Consider the following 21,016-nt stretch of genomic DNA (forward strand, 5'->3'; position numbering starts at 1 on the left):
GCGCACGGCCCCGAATAGCTGGGTGATGATTGACAGTTTAAGGTTTTGAAGTCCCCGCCAGTCGGAGGCACCCGGGCTCCTACAACTAAGTGCCATACTGCCCCGGCGAGGCGTGCCCCTCGCGGATTGATCCAGGGGCATACACAGGGTCTCCCGCGAAGGATCGCAGATCACCAGGCAACGCATGGAGGACAACCGCATGACATCTGCCGGACATCCGACTGAGTCGGAACCGGGTTTTGCGATAATCGGCTACGCGGCGCGCCTACCTGGAGCGGCGAATACAGACGAGTTCTGGGACGTGCTGCAGCAGGGCCGCGATGCCGTATCTGAGGTGCCACACGACAGATGGGATGCCGAGGAGTTCTTCAGCACGGATGCCGATACGCCCGGCAAGATCGTCACCCGCCGGGCCGGCTTCATTGATGATGTAGCGGGGTTCGATGCACCGTTTTTCGGGGTGACGGCGCGCGAAGTCACCCTGATGGACCCGCAGCATCGACTGTTGCTGGAGACGGCCTGGCGGGCGGTTGAGCATTCGGGTATCGCGCCAACGGCCTTGGCCAACAGCAACACCGGGGTATTCGTGGGTTTGTCCACCCATGACTACCTGGCTATGGCATCGAACGAGCTGCCCGACGAGGACATCGAAGCCTATATGGCGATCGGCACCGCGGCAGCCGCGGGGGCCGGCCGAATCAGCTATCGGTTGGGACTGCAGGGCCCGGCGATCACGGTCGACACCGCGTGCAGCTCGTCCTTGGTGGCAATCCATCAGGCCTGCCAAGCGCTGCGGCTCGGGGAATGTGATCTCGCGCTGGCAGGCGGTGCGAACGTCCTGCTCAGTCCACAGACGATGATCACCTTTTCCCGGGCACACATGCTTGCGCCCGATGGCCGGTGCAAGACATTCGACGAGGCCGCGGACGGCTACGTGCGCGGCGAGGGTTGCGGTGTCATCGTGGTGAAACGGCTTGAACACGCAATCCGCGACGGTGACCGGATCCGGGCGGTGATCCGGGGCAGCGCTATCAATCAAGACGGCGCGTCGGGCGGTTTGACGGTGCCGAACGGTGTCGCCCAGCAAAAAGTGATCACCGAGGCGCTGCACCGCGCCGGCATTGCAGCCGGCGACATCGGATACCTGGAGGCACACGGGACGGGGACATCGCTTGGCGATCCGATCGAGGTCCAGGCCGCGGCCGCGGCGCTCGGCAACGGACGCGACGCCCGCCAGCCGCTGTTGATCGGTTCGGTCAAGACGAATATCGGGCACCTGGAGGCCGCCGCGGGGATCGCAGGTGTCATCAAGGTCATCCTGTCGCTCGAGCACCAGGAATTGCCGAAGCATTTGAATTTCACCAAGCCGTCGCCACACATTCCGTGGGACCGGCTGCCGGTGCGGGTGGTCGACGAGGCCACCGCGTGGGAACGAAGCGGTCGGCCCCGGATTGCAGGAGTCAGTTCGTTCGGGTTTTCCGGTACCAACGCCCACGTCATCATCTCCGAAGCTCCTCAGTTGGAACGGGTTTCGGTGCCCACAACGCCGCCCGACGGGCGACGGTTCATGGTGCTTCCGCTATCGGCGCACACCCCGCCCGCCCTGATAGAGAGCGCGAATCAACACCGCAGCTGGTTGATCGCAAATCCGGACGCGACGCTGGCGGATGTGTGCTTCACCGCCGGGGCGGGGCGATCCCATTTCGAACACCGGGCCGCGTTGGTGGTGAACTCGACGGAATCTGCGCGCGAGTTGCTCGATGCGCTCGCCGACGACCGGCCGGCCCCGGGTTTGGTGCGAGCGGATTGCGCTGACACGCCCAAGACGGCGTGGTTGTTCGGAGGGCAAGGTAGCCAGTTCGCCGGTATGGCCCGGGAGTTGTTCGAGACCGAGCCGATCTTCGCCGAGACCATGACCCGGTGCGCGGACGCGGTGGCCGATGTGGTCGAAAGACCCCTATTGGACGTCATATTCGACGCGAACGGCGACGACACGTTGCGCCGCACCGAGTACGCCCAACCCGCCTTGTTTGCCGTCGAGATGGGCCTCGCCCGGCTCTGGCAGTCGTGGGGTTTCCAACCCGACGTGGTGCTGGGTCACAGCGTCGGCCAGTATTCCGCCGCGTGCGTCGCGGGCGTGTTCAGCCTCGAGGACGGCGCGTTGTTGATCGCCGAGCGGGGCCGCCTTTTTGGTGGCCTGCCGACCGGCGGTCGGATGGTCGCGGTCTTTGCCGCCGCCGAGCGGGTCGAAGGCTGCACCGATGAGTTCCCGCGGTTGTCGGTGGCCGCCTACAACGGTGCCAACACCGTCCTGTCGGGACCGGCAGAGGATCTGGACTCGGCGGTCACCGCGTTGAAGGCCGCAGGTATCCGTTGCGACTGGTTGGAAACCAGCCATGCCTTCCACTCGGCGCTGCTGGATCCGGTGCTCGACGAATTCGAGTCCTACGCGCGCCAGTTCGATTTCAAGGCGCCACAACGGACGCTGATCTGCAACCGTACCGGCGCCGCCTTGGGCCGGAACGCCAAGCTCGACGGCCCCTATTGGCGCAGGCACGCGCGACAGCCGATCGAGTTCGCCAAGAGCGTGGGCACGCTCGCTGATCTCGGCTGCGCAGTACTACTGGAGGTCGGTCCGCAACCGGTACTCACCGCGTCCGCTCTGCGCGCATGGCCTGACCTCGCGACCGCGCCACGAGCGATCGCATCGCTGCGACGCAATGGCGCCGACCACCGCCAGATCACCGAAGCCCTTGCCAACGCATACGTCGCCGGCCACCGGCCCGACTTCAGCGCGCTTGCGCTGGGACAGGCCCACAAGCTCGACCTGCCCACCTATCCGTTCCAGCGTCGTGGGTACTGGTTTCGGGACAAGCGGGTTGCACCGACCCAGATCAACGCGACGCGTACCGAAGCCGTCCAACTCCTCGAAGACGGCCGAATTGAGGAGCTCGCTACCCTTCTAGACGGTTCGAGCGGCAATCAACAGACCGCTGACGTGCTGAATAGGCTTGCTGCGCAACATAACCAACAACGCAATGCACAGTCGATCGCGGACGCGCGGTACGAGGTACGCTGGGAGGAGTCTGCGGCCGTCTCTGAGGTGGAAGTCGGCGAGGGATCTGCCTGGCTGCTGATCGGCGATGACAACGAGACAGTTCAGCCACTGGTCGAGGCACTGACCGCCCATGGCCACCGTCACCGTTTTCTCGGCTTGCCACTGTCAGACCCCGACGAGCAACGACTCGAAGCCGCGTTGCGCGCTGCGGTCACCGACGAGCCGCAGCTGCGCATCCTGCACGTCGCGGCTCTGGACGCAGACACTGCACCATCGATCGGGTCGTTGTTGCGGATGCAACACCGAGTCCTTGGCGGAACACGGCGACTCTTCCGCGCTGCAGCAGCCGCCGAACTCCGCAGACCTATCTGGGTGGTAACCCAAGGCGCACAAAGGGTCACCAGCGCAGACACGGTGTCCCCAGTGCAGAGCTGCCTGTGGGGATTCTGTCGCGCCGCCGCCCTGGAGTACCCCCAAGTGTGGGGCGGACTGGCCGATCTGTCCGGACGTCACCCTGAAAGCCGTGCCGACCAGTGGTCGCGGTTGATCACCCAGTTGTTGGGGACACCCCGCCACGAAGACCAAGTTGCGTCACGTGATGAAAGGGTCTATGTACCCCGGCTGGTTCGACGAACCGGGCAGCCGATTGCCACACCGCTGGAATTACGCGACGACGCAACGTATCTGGTGACCGGAGGACTGGGTTCACTCGGCCTGGAGATCGCCGGATACCTCGCTGCGCACGGTGCCCGCCATCTGGTGTTGACCAGCCGACGCTCCCCCAGTGACGCAGTGCAACGGCGCATCGATGCACTGAGCGCACAGCACGGCACCGACTTTCGGGTCATCGCGGCTGATGTTGCCAATCCACACGACGTCGCTCGCCTCTTCGGCACCATGCAGGCCGAACTACCACCGCTAGCCGGCATCGTCCATGCGGCAGGCGAAAACAGCACCACGCCGCTGAGCTCATTGGACGACGCCGAGGTGGAGCGGGTATTCGCCGGGAAGGTCTGGGGTGCTTGGCATTTGAGCGAAGTATCCCGGGGCATGCACCTGGACTTCTTCCTCAGCACCTCATCGATCTCGTCGGTATGGGGCAGCTTCGGCCAGTCCGCTTACAGCGCAGCGAACGCCTTCCTCGACGGGTTGGCCTGGCGGCAGCGCAAGGAGGGTGTCCGCGGGCTCAGCGTCAACTTCGGTCCGTGGTCGGCGGGCATGGCCGACGAGGACGCCCGTGCGCAACTGGATCGGCGCGGGGTCCGCACACTGCCGCCCGCTGACGCGCTGGCGGGGATGGCCGACCTCATGGCGTCTTCCTCGTCGCAGGAGACAGCACAAGCCGTGGTGGCGCGGGTGGACTGGGCCCGCTTCCTGCCGATCTACCTGCAGATGGGGCCGCGGTCGTTCCTCGCGGAGCTGGCGCGCGAGGTACCCGACTCGGCGCCCTCGTCGTCGGGATCGCCGGAGACCACTCGGTTGGTCGAACAGCTCACGCTCGCTCCGGTGCAGCAGCGCAAGAAGCTCGTCCTGGAACACCTGCGCAATACCGTCGCGGAGGTGACGCTGATCGACGCGGCGGAAATCCGCGAGGAGGCCGGATTCTTCGACCTCGGCATGGATTCGCTGATGGCCGTCGAACTTCGGCGACGGCTCGAACATGCGGTGGGCAAGCAGCTGCCTGCGACGCTCGCGATGGACTATCCAGGTCTTACCGACATGGCGGACTACCTGCTCCGCGACGTGCTGGGTCTCACCGAACAAGCAGCCGCCAGGCCGGTGGTCCAGCCGGCCTCGATGACCACAACATCGGTCGATGAACCGATCGCGATCATCGGGGTGGCGTGCCGTTTTCCGGGATCACCCGACCCCGACGCGTTCTGGGAGCTGCTTTCCGAGGGCGTCGATGCGATCCGGGAGATCCCCGATGATCGCTTCGACATCGACGAGTTCTACGACCCGGATCAGGCGACACCGGGCAAGATCTATACCCGTTGCGGCGGATACCTCGAGGAGATCGGCGGTTTCGATCCGGAGTTCTTCGGCATTTCCCCGCGCGAGGCGCTGTGGATGGATCCACAGCAGCGACTGATGCTCGAAATTGCCTGGGAGGGCCTGGAAAGGGCCGGATACGCGCCAACATCCCTGCGCGGCAGTCGAAGTGGCGTGTTCGTAGGGGTGGCCGCCAACGAGTATTCGCAGCTGCTTTCGACTGACTCGGTCGACACCATTGAGGCCCACTTCATCACGGGCAATGCGCTCAACGCCATCTCGGGCCGGGTTGCCTTTGCGCTTGGGCTGGAAGGTCCGGCGGTGGCGGTGGATACCGCATGCAGTTCGTCGCTGGTGGCCGTTCACCAGGCGTGCCAGGCATTGCACTCCGGTGACTGCGATCTGGCGCTGGCCGGTGGCGTGAACGTATTGCTGAGCCCGACGTCCATCATCGCCGCATCGCGTGCCAGGATGTTGTCCCCCGATGGTCGATGCAAGACCTTCGACGCCGCCGCTGACGGTTATGTCCGCAGTGAAGGATGCGGGATCCTGGTGCTCAAGAGGCTCAGCGATGCGCAGCGCGACGGCGACCGGGTTCGTGCGGTCATCCGGAGCAGCGCGGTGAATCAGGACGGCGCTTCCAGTGGTCTGACGGTGCCCAACGGTGGTGCACAGCAACGGCTCATCAGCGCAGCCCTGGCACGTGCCGGTTTCAGCGGCAGTGACATCGATTACCTCGAAGCGCACGGGACCGGCACCGCGCTGGGCGACCCGATTGAGGTACAGGCGGCCGCGGCCGTGTACGGCGCCGGCCGTGACCCGAACCGACCGCTGCTGATGGGATCGGTGAAGACCAACATCGGGCACCTCGAATCTGCAGCGGGGATCGCCGGTCTGGTCAAGGTCGTGTTGTCCTTGGAGAACGAGGTATTGCCGCAGAACCTGCATTTCGAGAATCCGTCACCGCATATTCCGTGGGACTCCCTGGCTGTGCGCGTCGTTGACACGCCGACTCCGTGGCTGACCAACGGCAGGCCGCGACGTGCCGGGGTCAGTTCCTTCGGATTCACCGGCACGAATGCGCATGTGCTCATCGAGGAGGCACCGGCAACCGCCGATGAGTGCTCGCGCGAAGAGGATCCCACCGCTGACGGAGTCGGCGAATGCCCGGCACACGATGTCGCGGCGACCGCCAGCGTGCTGCCCCTGTCGGCGCGGTCATCGCAGGGTTTGGTCGCGGTGGCACGGCGGTACGGGGCCTGGCTGGACGCCAACCCAGACGTCGACATCGCCGACGTGTGCTCGACGGCCGGCGTGGGACGTTCCCATTTCGAACACCGGGCCGCGCTGGTCGTGAGTTCGGTCCGGGAGGCCTCGGAGCACCTGACCGAATTGGTGGAGAACCGGCTGCGTCCGGGCGCGATGCGCGGCGAGTGCACTGACCCACCCACTACGGCATGGCTGTTCACCGGGCAGGGCAGCCAGTACCCCGGGATGGCACGCGAGTTGTTCGACACCGAACCGGTATTCGCCGACACCGTGCGACGGTGCGCGGAAGCCGTCGATCCGATACTGCAGCGCCCACTGCTGGACGTGGTGTTCGACAACGATGGGGCCGTCGGAGGTGATGCCGGAAAAGCACTGCGCCACACATCTATTGCCCAACCTGCTCTCTTCGCCGTCGAGATGGGCCTGGCCCGGCTGTGGCAGTCGTGGGGCATCGAGCCCGACGTGGTGCTCGGGCACAGTGTGGGCCAGTACGCGGCCGCGTGTGTCGCGGAAGTGTTCAGCCTCGAGGACGGTGCGCGGTTGATCGCCGAACGCGGCCGGCTGTTCGGCAGTCTGCCCGAGGGCGGTCGGATGGTGGCGGTGTTCGCCGACGCCGAGCAGGTGGAGCACGCCGCTGACAAGTTCGACCGGGTTTCGGTCGCCGCCTACAACGGCCGAAACACGGTGCTCTCGGGTCCCGGCGAGGATCTGGAACAGATCGTCGCCGCAGCCAGCGGCGACGGATTCCGCTGCACCTGGCTGGAGACGAGTCACGCGTTCCACTCGGAACTGCTCGAGCCGGTGCTCGGCGAATTCGAGGCCTTCGCAGCGAAGCTGCAGTTCGCCACGCCCACCCGTCCGCTGGTCTGCAACCGGACCGGCGCGGTCCTCACGGCGGAAACCCCGCTGAACGCGCAGTACTGGCGGCGGCACTCACGTCAGCCCGTGCAGTTCACCGAAAGCGTACGCACCCTGGCGGCGCTCGGCTGCTCCGTGGTGATGGAGATCGGGCCCCAACCGGTATTGACCGCAGCTGCGCTGCAGGCCTGGCCCGAATCGTCGGACGCGCCGCGTGCGATCGTCTCGCTGCGCAAGGGCGTCGATGCGCGGCGGCAGATCGCCGAGGCGCTGGCAGCGAGCTATGTGTCCGGGCACCGTCCCGAGTTCACGGCCCTACATCAGGGATCACGCCGAAAAGTCGAACTGCCCACCTATCAGTTCCAGCGCCGTCGCTTCTGGCCCAAAACTTCCGGCATCAGCACCAATGGCGGCCCCGTATCCGGAATCTTAGGTAGTGCAAAGGATCTCGCCTCCGGTGACGCCGTCTACACCAGCCGGCTGTCGGTCAAGTCGCAGCCGTGGCTCGCCCATCACGTCATCTACGGCACCGTTGTCGTCCCGGGCGCCACGTACGCCGCGATGGCTCTGGCCGCAGCCGAGGCACCTGCGCGGGTGCAAGAGGTCTTCTTCTACGAGCCGATCATCCTGAGGGAGAAGGATTCCCGGGAGATACAGCTGACATTGCATCCACTCGAGGATGGCAGCGGCTGGACTTTCAAGGTACACAGCAGGCCCTACGGTGTTCGCGATGCCGAGTGGTCGTTGAACGCCGATGGCACCGTCGTCACCGGTATCGATGACGAAGATGGGATGCTGGCCGACGCTGCAGACACCGTGGACCCTATAGACATGGCGATCGAGCGGTTGAATCGCACGCGTCCGCAGCAGCTGTTCGAGACCTTCGCCGACATGGAGCTGGCCTGGGGACCCACGTGGTCCACATCGCTGAAATCGCTCTGGGTCGGTGAAGGTGAGGCGATCGGCGATGTCGCCATCGGCGATGAGCTCGCCGAACATCTGGGAACCGAGCCGGTGCATCCCGTACTTCTCGACCTGTGCACCGGAATTGCGTTCCCCGCTTTCCCGGCGCTTCTGGCAGCGACCGAGGAAGGGGCGATACCCGAACTGTTCCTGCCGCTGCGCTACGGCAAGGTGATACTTCGGGAGCGGATGCCGCGACGCTTCTACTGCCGGGCGAAATGGCAGGCCGGTGGTCTCGACAGCGAGACGCAGGTCTTCGATCTCGATTTCGTGGATCGCGACGGCCGCCATCTCGGTGGAATTCGCGAGTTCACGGTGAAGCGCGCGCCACGCGAAGCGTTGTTGCGCGGACTCGGCGGCGACGCAACCCGGCTGCTCTACACCCTCGGCTGGCACGAAGTGCCTCCCCCGCCCAAAGACAGTGCCGCAAATGCCAACGGCACCTGGTTGATTGCCGGATTCGACAAATTGGCGGCCGGGTTGCCGGGCTGCATTTCGACCGACCGCACGACCGATCCGGAGCACTGGAAGCAGCTGTTCGCGCAGGCGCAGGGGCGCGGCGAGCCGATCTCGGGCGTCGTGTGGCGCAGCGCCGAACCAGGTGAGAAAGAATCGAGCGAAGAGGGTGCCGCGCGGCTGGAGGCCGAGATCGCCGGCCTACTCGGCGCCGTGCACGCCCTGCAGGCCGACGAGGCAGTACTGCTTCCCGACGGACTGTGGATCATCACCGAACGGGCCGTGGCGACCGAATCGGGCGAGCACGTCGACCCCGTGCAGGCGGCACTGTGGGGCCTCGGGCGCAACATCATGAACGAGGAGCAGAGACTGCGCTGCCGGCTGGTCGATCACGACGGGTCAGACAAGGCAGTGAGTGCGCTGGTCGACCTACTGGGCGCAGCCGTGGAAGAACCCGAACTCGCGCTGCGACAGGGAAAGTTCCTGGCGTCCCGGTTGCTGCCATGGTCGCGTAGCGGGCACCTCGCCATACCTCGCACGACTGACTATGTCCTGGCCCCGACCGAGCGCGGCGCGATCGACAACCTGCGCCTTGTAGAGACGAAAGTATCGCCACCGAGTCCGGGCGAGGTACAGATCCGGGTTCAGGCCGCAGGCCTGAATTTCCGCGATGTGCTCAATGTGCTCGGCCTCTACCCCGGCGACCCCGGGCTGATCGGCGGTGACTTCTCTGGCGTGGTCACCGAGTTGGGCTCCGGCGTCACAGGGTTGACGATCGGTCAACGCGTCATGGGCTTTATGCAGGGTGCGTTCGCCAGCCGGGTGAACGTGCCGGCCCAGTTGATGGCGCCGGTGCCCGATGGGGTGGGGCCGGTGGCAGCGGCAACTATTCCCGCCGCTGCGTTGACGGTCCGGCTCGCGTTCGACTGGGCGCAGCTGCGGCCCGGCGACCGGGTGCTCATCCACGCCGCCAGCGGCGGTGTCGGTCTGGCCGCGATCCAATGGGCGCAGGAGCGTGGTGCGACCGTATTCGCGACGGCAAGCACGTACAAGCGCGCGATGCTGCGCAAGATGGGCGTTCAGTACGTATATGACTCGCGCAGTGTGGATTTCGCTGACCAGATCCTGGAGGACACCGGCGGTTCCGGTGTTGATGTCGTACTCAACAGCTTGACCAACGAAGGCTTCGTCGCCGCGACGGTGCGGGCCATTGCCAAGAACGGCCGGTTCGCCGAGATCGCCAAGCGGGACATCTGGACGCACGAGCAGATGGCGGCCGTACGTCCCGACATCGACTACGGGGTCGTTGCGCTGGACGGGACCATTGTGGCTGATCCCGAGCGCATTCGGGTTCTGCTGGCCGAAGTCTCCCAGGGCTTGGCCGACGGTGTGTGGACTCCGTTGCATGCCGAGATCTATCCGCTGACAGAGGCGAGGACCGCGTTCCGGCGGATGCAGCAGGCTCGGCACATCGGAAAGATCGTGCTGCAAATGCCGAATCCGCTACAGCCCCAGACTGATCGGAGCTATCTGATCACCGGTGGACTCGGTGCGATCGGTCTGCATATGGCGTCGTATCTCGCACAACTCGGGGCCGGTGACATCGTGTTGACCAGCCGACGCGCGCCCGATGCGGACGCGGAGCGAGCAATCGCCGACACCGCAGAGCGCTACCGCTGCCGCATCCACATCTTCGCAGCCGACGTCGGCGATGAGACCCAGGTTGGCGAACTGCTGGCGAGAATTCGTACGGAACTGCCGCCGCTGGCCGGGGTGGTGCATTTGGCGGGCGTGCTCGACGACGCGCTGCTGTCGCAGCAGACCGTCGAGCGGTTCCGGACGGCATTGGCGCCCAAAGCATTCGGCGCTTGGCATCTGGATCGATTGACACGTGACGACGATCTCGATTTCTTCGTCGTGTCCTCTTCGGTGTCCAGTGTGCTCGGTTCGCCCGGCCAGGCCAACTATGCGACGGCCAATGCGCTGCTCGACGGCCTCGTTGCGCAGCGCGCGGCGCAAGGCCTACCTGCGACTGGCGTCAACTTCGGCCCATGGGCCAGGGGTGGCATGGCCAGTTCACAGGCGGCCCGCGCCAATCTCGGTGCGCAGGGGCTTGTTCCGCTGGAGCCCACGGCCGCGCTGGCCGCGCTCGGTGAGATCGTCGCCCACGGAGCGGGACAGGCTACCGTCATAAAAGCCAACTGGGAGCGCGCCGCGAAGGTGCTCGCCGGTTCTCGTCCACCGATTCTCGACCACGTGTTGCCCAGTGCCGCAGCAGAATCGACCGGCGACAGTGAGTTGCTCCGGCAGCTGCACGAGGTACCCGACGCGCAGCGCGCCGATTTCCTTACCGAGTTCCTTCAGCGTGAAGTGCAGCAATTCCTCCGCCTTGCGCAACCGCCGACCGCAGCAAGCCGGTTCCTGGATCTGGGTACGGATTCACTGATGGCGGTCGAACTCCGGAACCGGTTGTTCGGCCAGTTCGGTGGCGCGTTCACGATCACCGCGACGGCGGTGTTCGACTATCCGACGATCAGGTTGCTTGCCGAGTACCTGGCCGATCAGATGCCCGCGTCGGACGAGGGCTGAGTCAGTCGGCCCAGCGCTGTGCTTCGACCTCGGCGGGACGACCCGTCTGCAGTGGCACGTCGAGACCGTCGTAGATCCCGGGCTTCTGGGTCGAAAGCCAGTCCAGTGCACCGAGCAGTCGGTTGGCCGCGGTGGTGTTGCCGCCGTCGGCGCGCGTGCCGCCAGGAACGTCGGCCCGACTGGTGATGGTGAGCTGGGGGTCGCCGTCCACGATCACGCGGTGGTCACCCACACCCTCGTCGGGATACGGCCAGTCGGGCGCACAGGATTCATGGATGCGGGTGATGTGGTCGATGACGATCCGCTCGCGACCGCCCGACTTCCCGATCACCTTCAACCAGAAGGCACCCTGAGTGCCCTTCTCGAACCGGCCCATCACGGTGTCGACGGACTCCTCGAGCGGTCGGCGCTCGATCTCCTCGGTGATCTCGTCGAGTTCCAGGCCGAGACCGCGGGCGATGAGCCGGAGGTTGCCGCCCCACACCATGGTCGGGATGGACGGCAACAGCATCATCGGCACGTCATCCATCGACCCGCCGAAACCGCACAGCACCTTGACCGCATGGGGCTGGTTGTAGGTGGAGTAGTCGAAGATCTCCTGACAGTGGATCGACTGGATCCGGGTGCACAATCCCGCGGCGATAACCGCCAGCGCATCGTTACCCCAGCCGGGGTCGACGCCGCTGACCAGCAGGGTCGAGCCGCCCTCTTCGGCGGCCTGGGTCAACCGCTCGACCCAATCCGGCGGCGCAGAACGCGGGTCATACAGCGAGTACAGCGACGGCGTCACGACATGCGAACCGGCGCGCAGGCACCGCTCGATGTCATTGACCGCGTCGTCGGGCCGGATGTCGCCGGATGCCATGTAGGCCACCGCGTCGCAGTCCGCCAAGACCGCTTCGACATCGGTGGTGGCGTCGACACCCGTCGGCTGATCCAACCCGGCGAACGTAGCCGCGTCCTTACCGGACTTGTCCGGCGACGAGGTGATCACACCCGCCAATTGCAATCCGGGAAACGCGACCGCGCTCCGAATCGCCGTAGCCCCCATGTTCCCTGTTCCCCACACCGCGACTCGTAGCACGCCAACACCCTAACCGGCCGTCCCGTGACGAGATTCACAGTGGCCCGAAATCGCCGGGAAACCACGTGTCAACAGCGCTTTTAGGGTCCCGACCAACCACCGGGTTGCTTAGCCAACAGAAATTGCTCTCGCCTGCTTTGTGTTGAAGTTACTGAACGGTATAGTTCGGTCCAGTTACTGGTGGGTAACTTAGCCCAAGTACCCAACCACAAGTGGCATTCTCGACGAGGAGGACACAGTGAGCCACTACAAGAGCAACGTCCGTGACCAGGAATTCAACCTTTTCGAGGTCTTCGGGCTCGACAAGGTTCTCGGTACCGGCGACTACGCCGACATCGATGTAGACACCGCCCGCGAAATGCTCGGAGAGATGGCGAAACTGGCCGCTGGGCCGATCGCCGAATCGTTCGCCGACGCGGATCGCAATCCCCCGGTGTTCGACCCCAAGACCCATACCGTGACACTGCCCGAGTCGTTCAAGAAGTCGATGCGGGTGATGTTCGACGGCGGCTGGGACAAGGTCGGCGTGCTCGAGGAACTCGGCGGCATGCCGATGCCCCGCTCGCTGCAGTGGGCCCTGATCGAGCACATCCTTGGCGCGAACCCGGCGGCGTATATGTACGCGATGGGCTCGGGCATGGCCGAGATCTTCTACAAGAACGGCACCGACGAGCAGAAGAAGTGGGCCGTGCTGGCCGCCGAGCGCGGCTGGGGCGCCACCATGGTGCTGACCGAGCCGGACGCGGGTTCCGACGTCGGCGCAGGCCGCACCAAGGCCGTGCAGCAAGCCGACGGCACCTGGCACATCGACGGCGTCAAGCGCTTCATCACCTCGGGCGACTCCGACGACCTGTTCGAGAACATCATGCACCTGGTGCTGGCCCGCCCCGAAGGCGCTGGCCCGGGCACCAAGGGGTTGTCGCTGTTCTTCGTGCCGAAGTTCCACTTCGATCCCGAAACCGGCGAGCCCGGTGAGCGCAACGGCGTGTTCGTCACCAACGTCGAGCACAAGATGGGCCTCAAGGTCTCTGCCACCTGCGAGCTCTCGCTCGGCCAGCACGACACTCCCGCCGTCGGCTGGCTCGTCGGCGAAGTGCACGACGGTATTGCGCAGATGTTCGACGTCATCGAGCAGGCTCGGATGATGGTGGGCACCAAGGCTATTGCGACGTTGTCGACCGGCTACCTCAACGCGCTCGAGTACGCCAAGGAGCGCGTGCAGGGCGCCGATATGACGCAGATGACCGACAAGACGGCTCCGCGCGTTACCATCACGCACCACCCCGATGTGCGGCGTTCGCTGATGACCCAGAAGGCATACGCCGAGGGTCTGCGCGCCCTGTACCTCTACACGGCGACCTATCAGGACTCCGCGGTGGCCAAGACCGTGCACGACGTCGACGCCGAGCTGGCGGTCAGGGTCAACGACCTGCTGCTGCCGATCGTCAAGGGTGTCGGTTCGGAGCAGGCCTACGCCAAGCTGACCGAGAGCCTGCAGACCTTCGGCGGTTCTGGCTTCCTGCAGGACTACCCGATCGAGCAGTACATCCGCGACGCCAAGATCGACTCGCTGTACGAGGGCACCACCGCCATCCAGGCGCAGGACTTCTTCTTCCGCAAGATCGTCCGCGACAAGGGTGCGGCGCTGGCCCACGTGGCAGGGCAGATCGAGCAGTTCGTCAAGAACGAGTCCGGTAACGGCCGACTCAAGGCCGAACGTGCACTGCTGGCGACCGCGCTGGAGGATGTGCAGGCCATGGCGGCCTCGCTGACCGGCTACCTGATGGCCGCACAGGAGAACCCGACCGAGCTCTACAAGGTCGGCCTGGGTTCGGTGCGCTTCCTGATGAGCGTCGGCGATCTGGTGATCGGCTGGCTGCTCACCAAGCAGGCCGCGGTGGCGATCGAGGCGCTCGACAACGGCGCAAGCGGTGCCGATCGCGCGTTCTACGAGGGCAAGGTCGGCGTGGCGTCGTTCTTCGCGAAGAACATGCTGCCGCTGCTGACCAGCACGCGCCAGGTCGTCGAGAATCTCGACAACGATGTGATGGAGCTGGACGAGGCGGCCTTCTAGCCGCTTCGAACCAAGACGCCCCCGGACTCTTCCCGGGGGCGTCTTGCGGTTCATGTCTGAAAATTAGGGCGGGTTCGGGAGGACATCTAGGTGCGTCTCATTGGTCTCGCGCGTCCGGCTTGCAACCTTGGTGCCGGCTCTTCGGATTAGTCACTCCCGAACCCGTCGTGCAATCGATCCTACGCTTGTGATCATGGTCACACCAGGCCAATTTTTGTCGCCGAGGTTGCCCTCAACGGGCCTTCGTGAGCAGCAGCGCCCTGGTGCGTGCCCGCCCCTCGGCAGAGGCATCGAACACCGATGCGGTGAACTCGTCGACACCCGCGGCGCTCAATTCGTCGAGGCGGGCAGACACCGTTTCCTCGTCACCGATGATCGCCGCGTCTTCGGGCCCGGCGTAGCCCTCGCGGTCGAGCATCGCGCGGTATGACGGCAGGGTGCCGTAGACCGCGAACTCCTTGGCGGCCTGCCGCCGGGCACCGTCGACGTCGTCGGTGACGCTGATCGGCAGCGCGGCCGCGACCCGCACCGCGGACTCCGGACGTCCGGCCTCGGCCGCCGCGCCGCGCAGTGTGGGCACCACGTGTTCGGCCAATGTCTTGGGCCCGGTCATCCACGTCAGCGTCCCGGCTGTGCGCCTGCCGGTGAGCCGCAGCATCTGCGGGCCGAGCGCAGCAATGTAGAGCTCGGGCTCTGGTGCGGGAACCTGTAGCGCACCCCGGGCCGTCCAGAACTCACCCGTGGCATCCGCGGGCTCACCGGCCAGTAGCGGCTGCAGGCCGTCGAGGTATTCGCGCATCTGGCGCAACGCCCGATCCCAGGAGACGCCCCACATTCCTTCGGTCACCATCCGGTGACTCATTCCGATGCCCAGCTTGAACCGGCCGCCGCTGATCAGGCTGAGTGTCAGGGCGCGTTGAGCGAGCTGCATCGGGTGCTGAGACTGGATCGGGATTACGGCAGAACCGATTTCGATGCCTTCGACTTCGCGGAAGGCGATGCCGAGCACAGTCGTGAGGTCAGCGTCCCACGGCATTTGGGCCATCCAGACCCGGCGGAAGCCCTCGTCACGGATTCTGGTGAGGTTGCCGACCAACGAGTCCACCGGGGATGCGGCTCCCGCAGACAGTCCCACGATGCTGAGGCTGATATCCATGCTTCCCATTTAAGTCTCAACGTCAGCGGCGAGCCTGCGGTTGCGTCGATGAGGTGTCCGCAGATACTGCGGCCATGACGACCGAACTCGCCCGACTACAACACTTCGGCCCGAACTGGTTCGCGTCGGTGATGGGCACCGGCATCGTGGCCACCGCCGGTGCCACGCTGCCGGTCCACATTCCCGGGCTGCATGTGTTCGCACGCGTCGTATGGGTGGTGGCGGCGGTGCTGCTCGTCGTGCTCGTCATTGCGGTGACGGTGCAGCGAATTCGGCATCCGTCGGCTTCGCGCGGCCACGCGCGCAACCCGCAGATGGCGCACTTCTACGGCGCCGCACCGATGGCACTGTTGACGGTCGGCTCGGGTGCCTTGTTGATCGGCAAGGATCTGATCGGTGAGCGCATCGCCGTGGACCTTGCGTGGTTTCTGTGGACGACGGGCACCCTCGGCGGTCTGTTCACCGCAGCGACCATCCCGTTCCTGATGTTCACCCAGATCAACGTCGAACCGGACGCCGCCTTTGGTGGCTGGCTGATGCCGGTGGTGCCGCCGATGGTGTCCGCGGCGTCAGGGGCACTGCTGATCCCGCACATGGCGCCGGGCAGTGGCCGCACGACGATGCTGTACGGCTGTTACGCGATGTTCGGCCTGTCACTCATCGCGGCGTTGATCATCATCTCGATGATCTGGAGCAGGCTCGCCCTGTACGGCACGTCGGGAACCACCCGGGTGCCGACGCTGTGGATCGTGCTGGGCCCGCTCGGTCAGGGCATCACCGCCGCGGGCCTGCTCGGCGCGAATGCGGCGTTGGCCGTCCCGCCGGAACTGGCCAGCGGCATGAATGTGTTCGCGGTCCTGTTCGGTGTGCCCGTATGGGGGTTCGCGATGTTGTGGATCGTGCTGGCGACCGAACTCACGGTCCGTACGCTGCGGCGCGGGATGCCGTTCGCGCTGACCTGGTGGAGCCTGACGTTCCCGGTGGGCACGTTCGTCACCGGCACGACGCAATTGGCGAACCGCACCGGGCTGCCCGCTTTCCGGGTGGCCGCCGCGATCGCCTACCTCGCCCTGTTGGGGACATGGGGGTTGGTCGCGGTGAAAACCGCTCGCGGCAGCCTCGGTGGGGGCCTGTTCACTCCGCCCCCGGCGGCCGGGCCGATCAAGGCCAAAAAGGATCCGCCGCCCAACTCCTAGGCGGGCGCAAAATTTAGAGCCCCGTGCTGACGTCGGGTCGGGGGGTCAGACGCCAACACGGAGCTATCCGGTGTATCGACACCTCCCGCTGCACCGTTACACGCGTGACGAAATTGTTCCTCAGGCCTCGAGAATTGCCGCGACGCCCTGACCGCCAGCTGCGCAAATGGAAATCAAACCGCGCACCGGACCGCCCGTCTCTCCCCCGTTTTCTTCTTTCTTCAGCTTCAGTTGCTTGGCCAACTGCGCGACGATCCGCCCGCCGGTGGCTGCGAACGGATGGCCCGCCGCCAGCGACGAACCGTTGACGTTGAGCTTGGATCTGTCGATGCTGCCCAGCGCCTTGTCCAGGCCGAGCCGCTCCTTGCAGTACTCCTCGGATTCCCACGCCGCCAGCGTGGCCAGGACCACCGATGCGAACGCCTCGTGGATCTCGTAGTAGTCGAAGTCCTGGAGGCTCAGACCGTTTCGCGCCAGCAGCCGCGGCACCGCGTAAGTGGGCGCCATCAACAGGCCGTCTTCGCCGTTGACGTAGTCCACGGCCGCGGTCTCGCCGTCGACGAAGTACGCCAGCGGCTCGATTCCATGAGCCACGGCCCACTCATCGGTCGCCAGCAGTGCCACGGACGCACCGTCGGTCAGCGGGGTCGAATTCCCTGCGGTCATCGTCGCGTCGCCGCTCTTCACGCCGAACACGGGTTTGAGGCCGGCCAGCTTTTCAGCCGACGAATCCGCCCGCAGATTGTTGTCCCGGTACACACCGAGGAATCCGGTGACGAGGTCGTCGAAGAACCCTCGGTCGTACGCGGCAGCCATGTTGCGGTGGCTGGCGGCGGCCAGCTCATCCTGATCGACGCGCTTGACGCCCATGTTCTTGGCGGTGATCGCGGCGTGCTCACCCATCGACATTCCAGTGCGCGGCTCGCTGTTGACGGGGATCTCCACGCCGAGGGAGGCGGGCAGCTTGCCGACCAGCTTGAGCCGGTCGAGGTTGGACTTGCTGCGCCGCAGCCCGAGCAGCACGCGCCGCAGATCGTCGCCGAACGCGATCGGTGCGTCCGAGGCGGTGTCCACCCCGCCCGCGACAGCCACCTCATAGCGGCCCGCGCCGATTCCGTCCGCGGCGGCGATGGTGGCCTGCAGACCTGTTCCGCAGGCCTGCTGAATGTCGAACGCCGGCGTATACGCCGACAGCGAGCTGCCAAGCACGCACTCGCGCATCAGGTTGAAGTCGCGACTGTGCTTGAGCACCGCACCGCCGATGACCGCACCCAGCGTCTCGCCCGCCAGGTTGTAGCGGTCGATCAGACCATCCAGCGCGGCGGTGAACATGTCCTGGTTGGAGGCGTCGGCGTAGGCGCCATCCGACCTTGCGAAAGGAATTCTGTTGCCGCCGAGAATGGCGACCTTTCGACGGGTATCACTGGCCATGAGCCCCATAGTACCCACCCTTCTTACTCTGGAGTAAGTTCGTCCCCATGGCTACCGATCTGTACTCGCAAATCGTCCACTCGGCGCCCGGGTCCTTCCTCGCCAAGCAGTTCGGCGTCCCACAGCCCGAGACGCTGCGTCGCTACCGGGCGGGTGACCCGCCCTTGGCGGGCACGCTGCTGATCGGCGGTGAGGGCCGCGTCGTTGAGCCACTGCGCGCCGCGCTCTCCGAGGACTACGACGTGGTCTCCAACAACCTCGGCGGCCGCTGGGCCGACTCGTTCGGCGGGCTCGTGTACGACGCCACCGGCATCACCGAACCCGTGGCACTGAAGGGGTTGTACAAATTCTTCACTCCGTTGCTGCGCAACCTCGGCCCGTCGGGCCGGATCGTCGTCATCGGCACCACGCCCGAGGATGCCGGCAGCGCGGGAGAACGGATCGCGCAGCGCGCGCTCGAAGGATTCACGCGCTCGCTCGGCAAGGAGATGCGGCGCGGCGCCACCGTGAACCTGGTCTATCTCGCGGCCGGTGCGAAGCCGGCGGCGACCGGGCTCGAGTCGACGCTGCGGTTCCTGCTGTCGGGGAAGTCCGCCTACGTCGACGGCCAGGTGTTCCGGGTCGGTGCGGACGACGCGGCGCCGCCCGCGGACTGGGACCGCCCGCTGGACGGAAAGATCGCGTTGGTGACGGGTGCGGCGCGCGGCATCGGCGCCACCATCGCCGAGGTGTTCGCCCGTGACGGCGCCAGCGTGATCGCCGTCGACGTCGAAGGCGCCCACGAGGATCTGGGGAAGGTCGCATCGAAGGTGGGCGCCACCGCGCTCACGCTGGACGTCACAGCCGACGACGCCGTCGAACAGATCGCCGAACACCTGCGCGAGAACTACCACGGGTCGACGCTCGACATCCTCATCAACAATGCGGGCATCACCCGCGACAAGCTTCTCGCCAATATGGACGAAGCGCGCTGGGACTCCGTGGTCGCCGTCAATCTCCTTGCCCCGCTTCGGCTTACCGAAGGCCTGGTTGGCAACGGGACCATCGGCGAGGGTGGCAGGGTGGTCGGGTTGTCCTCGATGGCCGGCATCGCGGGCAACCGCGGCCAGACGAACTACGGGGCCACCAAGGCGGGCATGATCGGGCTGACCGACGCGCTGTCTGCCGAGTACGCCGACAAGGGCATCACGGTCAACGCCGTCGCCCCCGGCTTCATCGAGACCAAGATGACCGAGGCCATGCCGCTGGCAACCCGTGAGGTGGCACGCAGGCTCAACTCGCTGAACCAGGGCGGCCAGCCGATCGACGTCGCCGAGACCATCGCCTACTTCGCGAGCCCCGCATCCAATGCCGTCACCGGCAACACCATTCGGGTGTGCGGCCAGGCCATGCTGGGAGCCTAGGGTGACCCAGCCATCGGGAATGAGAAACCTGCTGCGTGCGGCGGCGGGTGCGATGCCGTTCGTGCCGCGCAGCGACACACTGCCGGACCGCACGCTGACGGTCGAGGATCTGCCGATCGACAGCGCGAATGTCGCGGCGTATGCGGCGGTGACCGGACTGCGATTCGGTGACGCCGTACCGCTGACGTATCCGTTCGCATTGACATTCCCGACGGTCATGTCGCTGGTCACCGGTTTCGACTTCCCTTTTGCCGCAATGGGTTCGGTGCACATCGAGAACCACATCACGCAGTACCGCCCGATCGCGGTGACCGACACCGTCTCGGCGAAGGTGCACGCACAAAACCTGCGTGAGCACCGGCGCGGTCTGCTCGTCGACATCGTGACCGACGTGAGCGTCGGCAACGAAAAGGCCTGGCAGCAGGTGACGACGTTCCTGCACCAACAGAAGACCAGCCTCTCCGACGAGCCGAAGCCGCCGCCGCAGAAGAAGCCGAAGCTGGGCCCCCCGAACGCGATGCTGCGCATCACGGGTGGTCAGATCCGTCACTACGCGTCGGTTGGCGGTGACCACAACCCGATCCACACCAACCCGATCGCCGCCAAGCTGTTCGGCTTCCCGACGGTGATTGCGCACGGGATGTTCAGCGCTGCAGCAGTTCTGGCGAACATCGAGGGTCAGTTGCCCGATGCGGTGAAGTACTCGGTTCGGTTCGTCAAACCCGTGGTGCTACCGGCGCGCGCCGGGCTTTACGTCGATCGCGTCGCCGACGGGTGGAACCTCACGCTGCGCCATGCATCGAGCGGAGATCCCCATCTGATCGGTTCGGTGGCCGCGCTCTAGATCGCGGTGACGGCGGGCGCGTCCTTTTCGGACTGCTTGCCCTTCAATCCCCGCCAGAACAGGTTGATCATCAACTCTGCGGCCTCGTCGACACTGGCGTCGCCGGTGCTCACTCGCGCGGCCACGGCCTCGCCCGCACCCACCAGCGCGACGGCCATCATGTCGAAGTCGGTGTCGGGTTCTGGATGACGGGTGCCCGCCTGCAGGAGTCGGCCGACGAGGTCGACGATCCGCTCCCGGCCCTCACGCACGGTGTGTGCGAACGCCTGCGAGCTGGTGGCCTGGTTGTAGAGCACCATCCACGATGCGCGGTTGGTGTCGATGTAGGTGAGGAACGCCAGTACGGCGTTGCGCAACAGATCTTTCGGGCTCTGGGTGAAGTCGATCTTGTTGCGCACGTCTTCGACGAATCGGGACAACTCACGGTCCAGGCACGCACCGAACAGTTCCTCTTTGGAGCCGTAGTAGAGGTAAAGCATGGGCTTGGAGATCTTGGCTTCGGCGGCGATGGCATCCATCGACGTCTCGTGATAGCCGTTCACCGAGAAAATCTGCACGGCGGCGTCGAGCATTTGCTGCTCGCGCACCGCGCGCGGCAACCGCTTGGTCCCACCTGCCATTACTCAAGAGTAAGCAATAAGCG

The 21,016-nt window shown here is 65.6% G+C and carries 9 protein-coding genes; 5 read left to right on the forward strand and 4 right to left on the reverse strand.

Features of this window, described 5'->3' with window-relative positions; translation table 11 throughout:
* The first annotated feature begins 199 nt into the window (after positions 1 to 199).
* Positions 200 to 11,185 carry a type I polyketide synthase gene (locus CSQ99_RS03465; protein WP_099037849.1) on the forward strand — a complete coding sequence of 3,662 codons (10,986 nt, stop codon included), beginning with the start codon at positions 200 to 202 and terminating at the stop codon, positions 11,183 to 11,185.
* A 1-nt stretch (position 11,186) separates the two neighbouring features.
* On the opposite strand, the gene CSQ99_RS03470 is transcribed toward CSQ99_RS03465, so the two are convergent.
* Complete coding sequence (locus CSQ99_RS03470) at positions 11,187 to 12,269, reverse strand: NAD(P)H-dependent amine dehydrogenase family protein (protein ID WP_099037659.1); 1,083 nt, start codon at positions 12,267 to 12,269, stop codon at positions 11,187 to 11,189.
* A 238-nt stretch (positions 12,270 to 12,507) separates the two neighbouring features.
* On the opposite strand from CSQ99_RS03470, the gene CSQ99_RS03475 reads away from it, so the two are divergent.
* On the forward strand, positions 12,508 to 14,343 hold the full coding sequence (locus CSQ99_RS03475; protein WP_099037660.1) for an acyl-CoA dehydrogenase: 1,836 nt from the start codon (positions 12,508 to 12,510) through the stop codon (positions 14,341 to 14,343).
* A 232-nt stretch (positions 14,344 to 14,575) separates the two neighbouring features.
* Here the strand turns inward: CSQ99_RS03475 and CSQ99_RS03480 are convergent, their stop codons facing one another.
* The gene (locus tag CSQ99_RS03480) at positions 14,576 to 15,499 is read right to left on the reverse strand and encodes a TIGR03564 family F420-dependent LLM class oxidoreductase (protein ID WP_099037661.1); all 924 of its coding nucleotides are present in this window, start codon (positions 15,497 to 15,499) and stop codon (positions 14,576 to 14,578) included.
* Positions 15,500 to 15,573: 74 nt separating this feature from the next.
* Here CSQ99_RS03480 and CSQ99_RS03485 point away from each other — a divergent pair, with 74 nt between their 5' ends.
* Positions 15,574 to 16,695 (forward strand): TDT family transporter, encoded by a 1,122-nt coding sequence (locus CSQ99_RS03485; protein ID WP_099037662.1) that lies wholly within the window; start codon positions 15,574 to 15,576, stop codon positions 16,693 to 16,695.
* Between the two features lie 120 nt (positions 16,696 to 16,815).
* Here the strand turns inward: CSQ99_RS03485 and CSQ99_RS03490 are convergent, their stop codons facing one another.
* Positions 16,816 to 18,135 carry an acetyl-CoA C-acetyltransferase gene (locus CSQ99_RS03490; RefSeq protein WP_176560857.1) on the reverse strand — a complete coding sequence of 440 codons (1,320 nt, stop codon included), beginning with the start codon at positions 18,133 to 18,135 and terminating at the stop codon, positions 16,816 to 16,818.
* A 38-nt stretch (positions 18,136 to 18,173) separates the two neighbouring features.
* Between CSQ99_RS03490 and CSQ99_RS03495 the strand changes: the two genes are divergently transcribed.
* A complete protein-coding gene (locus CSQ99_RS03495; RefSeq protein WP_099037663.1) occupies positions 18,174 to 19,529 on the forward strand; it encodes a 3-oxoacyl-ACP reductase in 1,356 nt (451 codons plus the stop codon).
* Between the two features lies 1 nt (position 19,530).
* Positions 19,531 to 20,373: a MaoC/PaaZ C-terminal domain-containing protein gene (locus CSQ99_RS03500; RefSeq protein ID WP_176560858.1), complete on the forward strand. Its 843-nt coding sequence runs from the start codon at positions 19,531 to 19,533 to the stop codon at positions 20,371 to 20,373.
* On the opposite strand, the gene CSQ99_RS03505 is transcribed toward CSQ99_RS03500, so the two are convergent.
* On the reverse strand, positions 20,370 to 20,993 hold the full coding sequence (locus tag CSQ99_RS03505; RefSeq protein ID WP_099037665.1) for a TetR/AcrR family transcriptional regulator: 624 nt from the start codon (positions 20,991 to 20,993) through the stop codon (positions 20,370 to 20,372). The two genes, CSQ99_RS03500 and CSQ99_RS03505, sit on opposite strands and share 4 nt — an antisense overlap.
* Positions 20,994 to 21,016 lie beyond the last annotated feature (23 nt).

The organism is Mycobacterium neglectum (assembly GCF_002591975.1).
Lineage (GTDB): Bacteria > Actinomycetota > Actinomycetes > Mycobacteriales > Mycobacteriaceae > Mycobacterium > Mycobacterium neglectum.

What these genes read in the sequence shown, in the direction of transcription:
- CSQ99_RS03465 (WP_099037849.1), top strand. Translation starts at nt 200, where the DNA reads ATGACATCTGCCGGACATCCGACTGAGTCGGAACCGGGTTTTGCGATA.
- CSQ99_RS03480 (WP_099037661.1), bottom strand. Translation starts at nt 15,499, where the DNA reads ATGGATATCAGCCTCAGCATCGTGGGACTGTCTGCGGGAGCCGCATCC.
- CSQ99_RS03485 (WP_099037662.1), top strand. Translation starts at nt 15,574, where the DNA reads ATGACGACCGAACTCGCCCGACTACAACACTTCGGCCCGAACTGGTTC.
- CSQ99_RS03490 (WP_176560857.1), bottom strand. Translation starts at nt 18,135, where the DNA reads ATGGGGCTCATGGCCAGTGATACCCGTCGAAAGGTCGCCATTCTCGGC.
- CSQ99_RS03495 (WP_099037663.1), top strand. Translation starts at nt 18,174, where the DNA reads ATGGCTACCGATCTGTACTCGCAAATCGTCCACTCGGCGCCCGGGTCC.
- CSQ99_RS03505 (WP_099037665.1), bottom strand. Translation starts at nt 20,993, where the DNA reads ATGGCAGGTGGGACCAAGCGGTTGCCGCGCGCGGTGCGCGAGCAGCAA.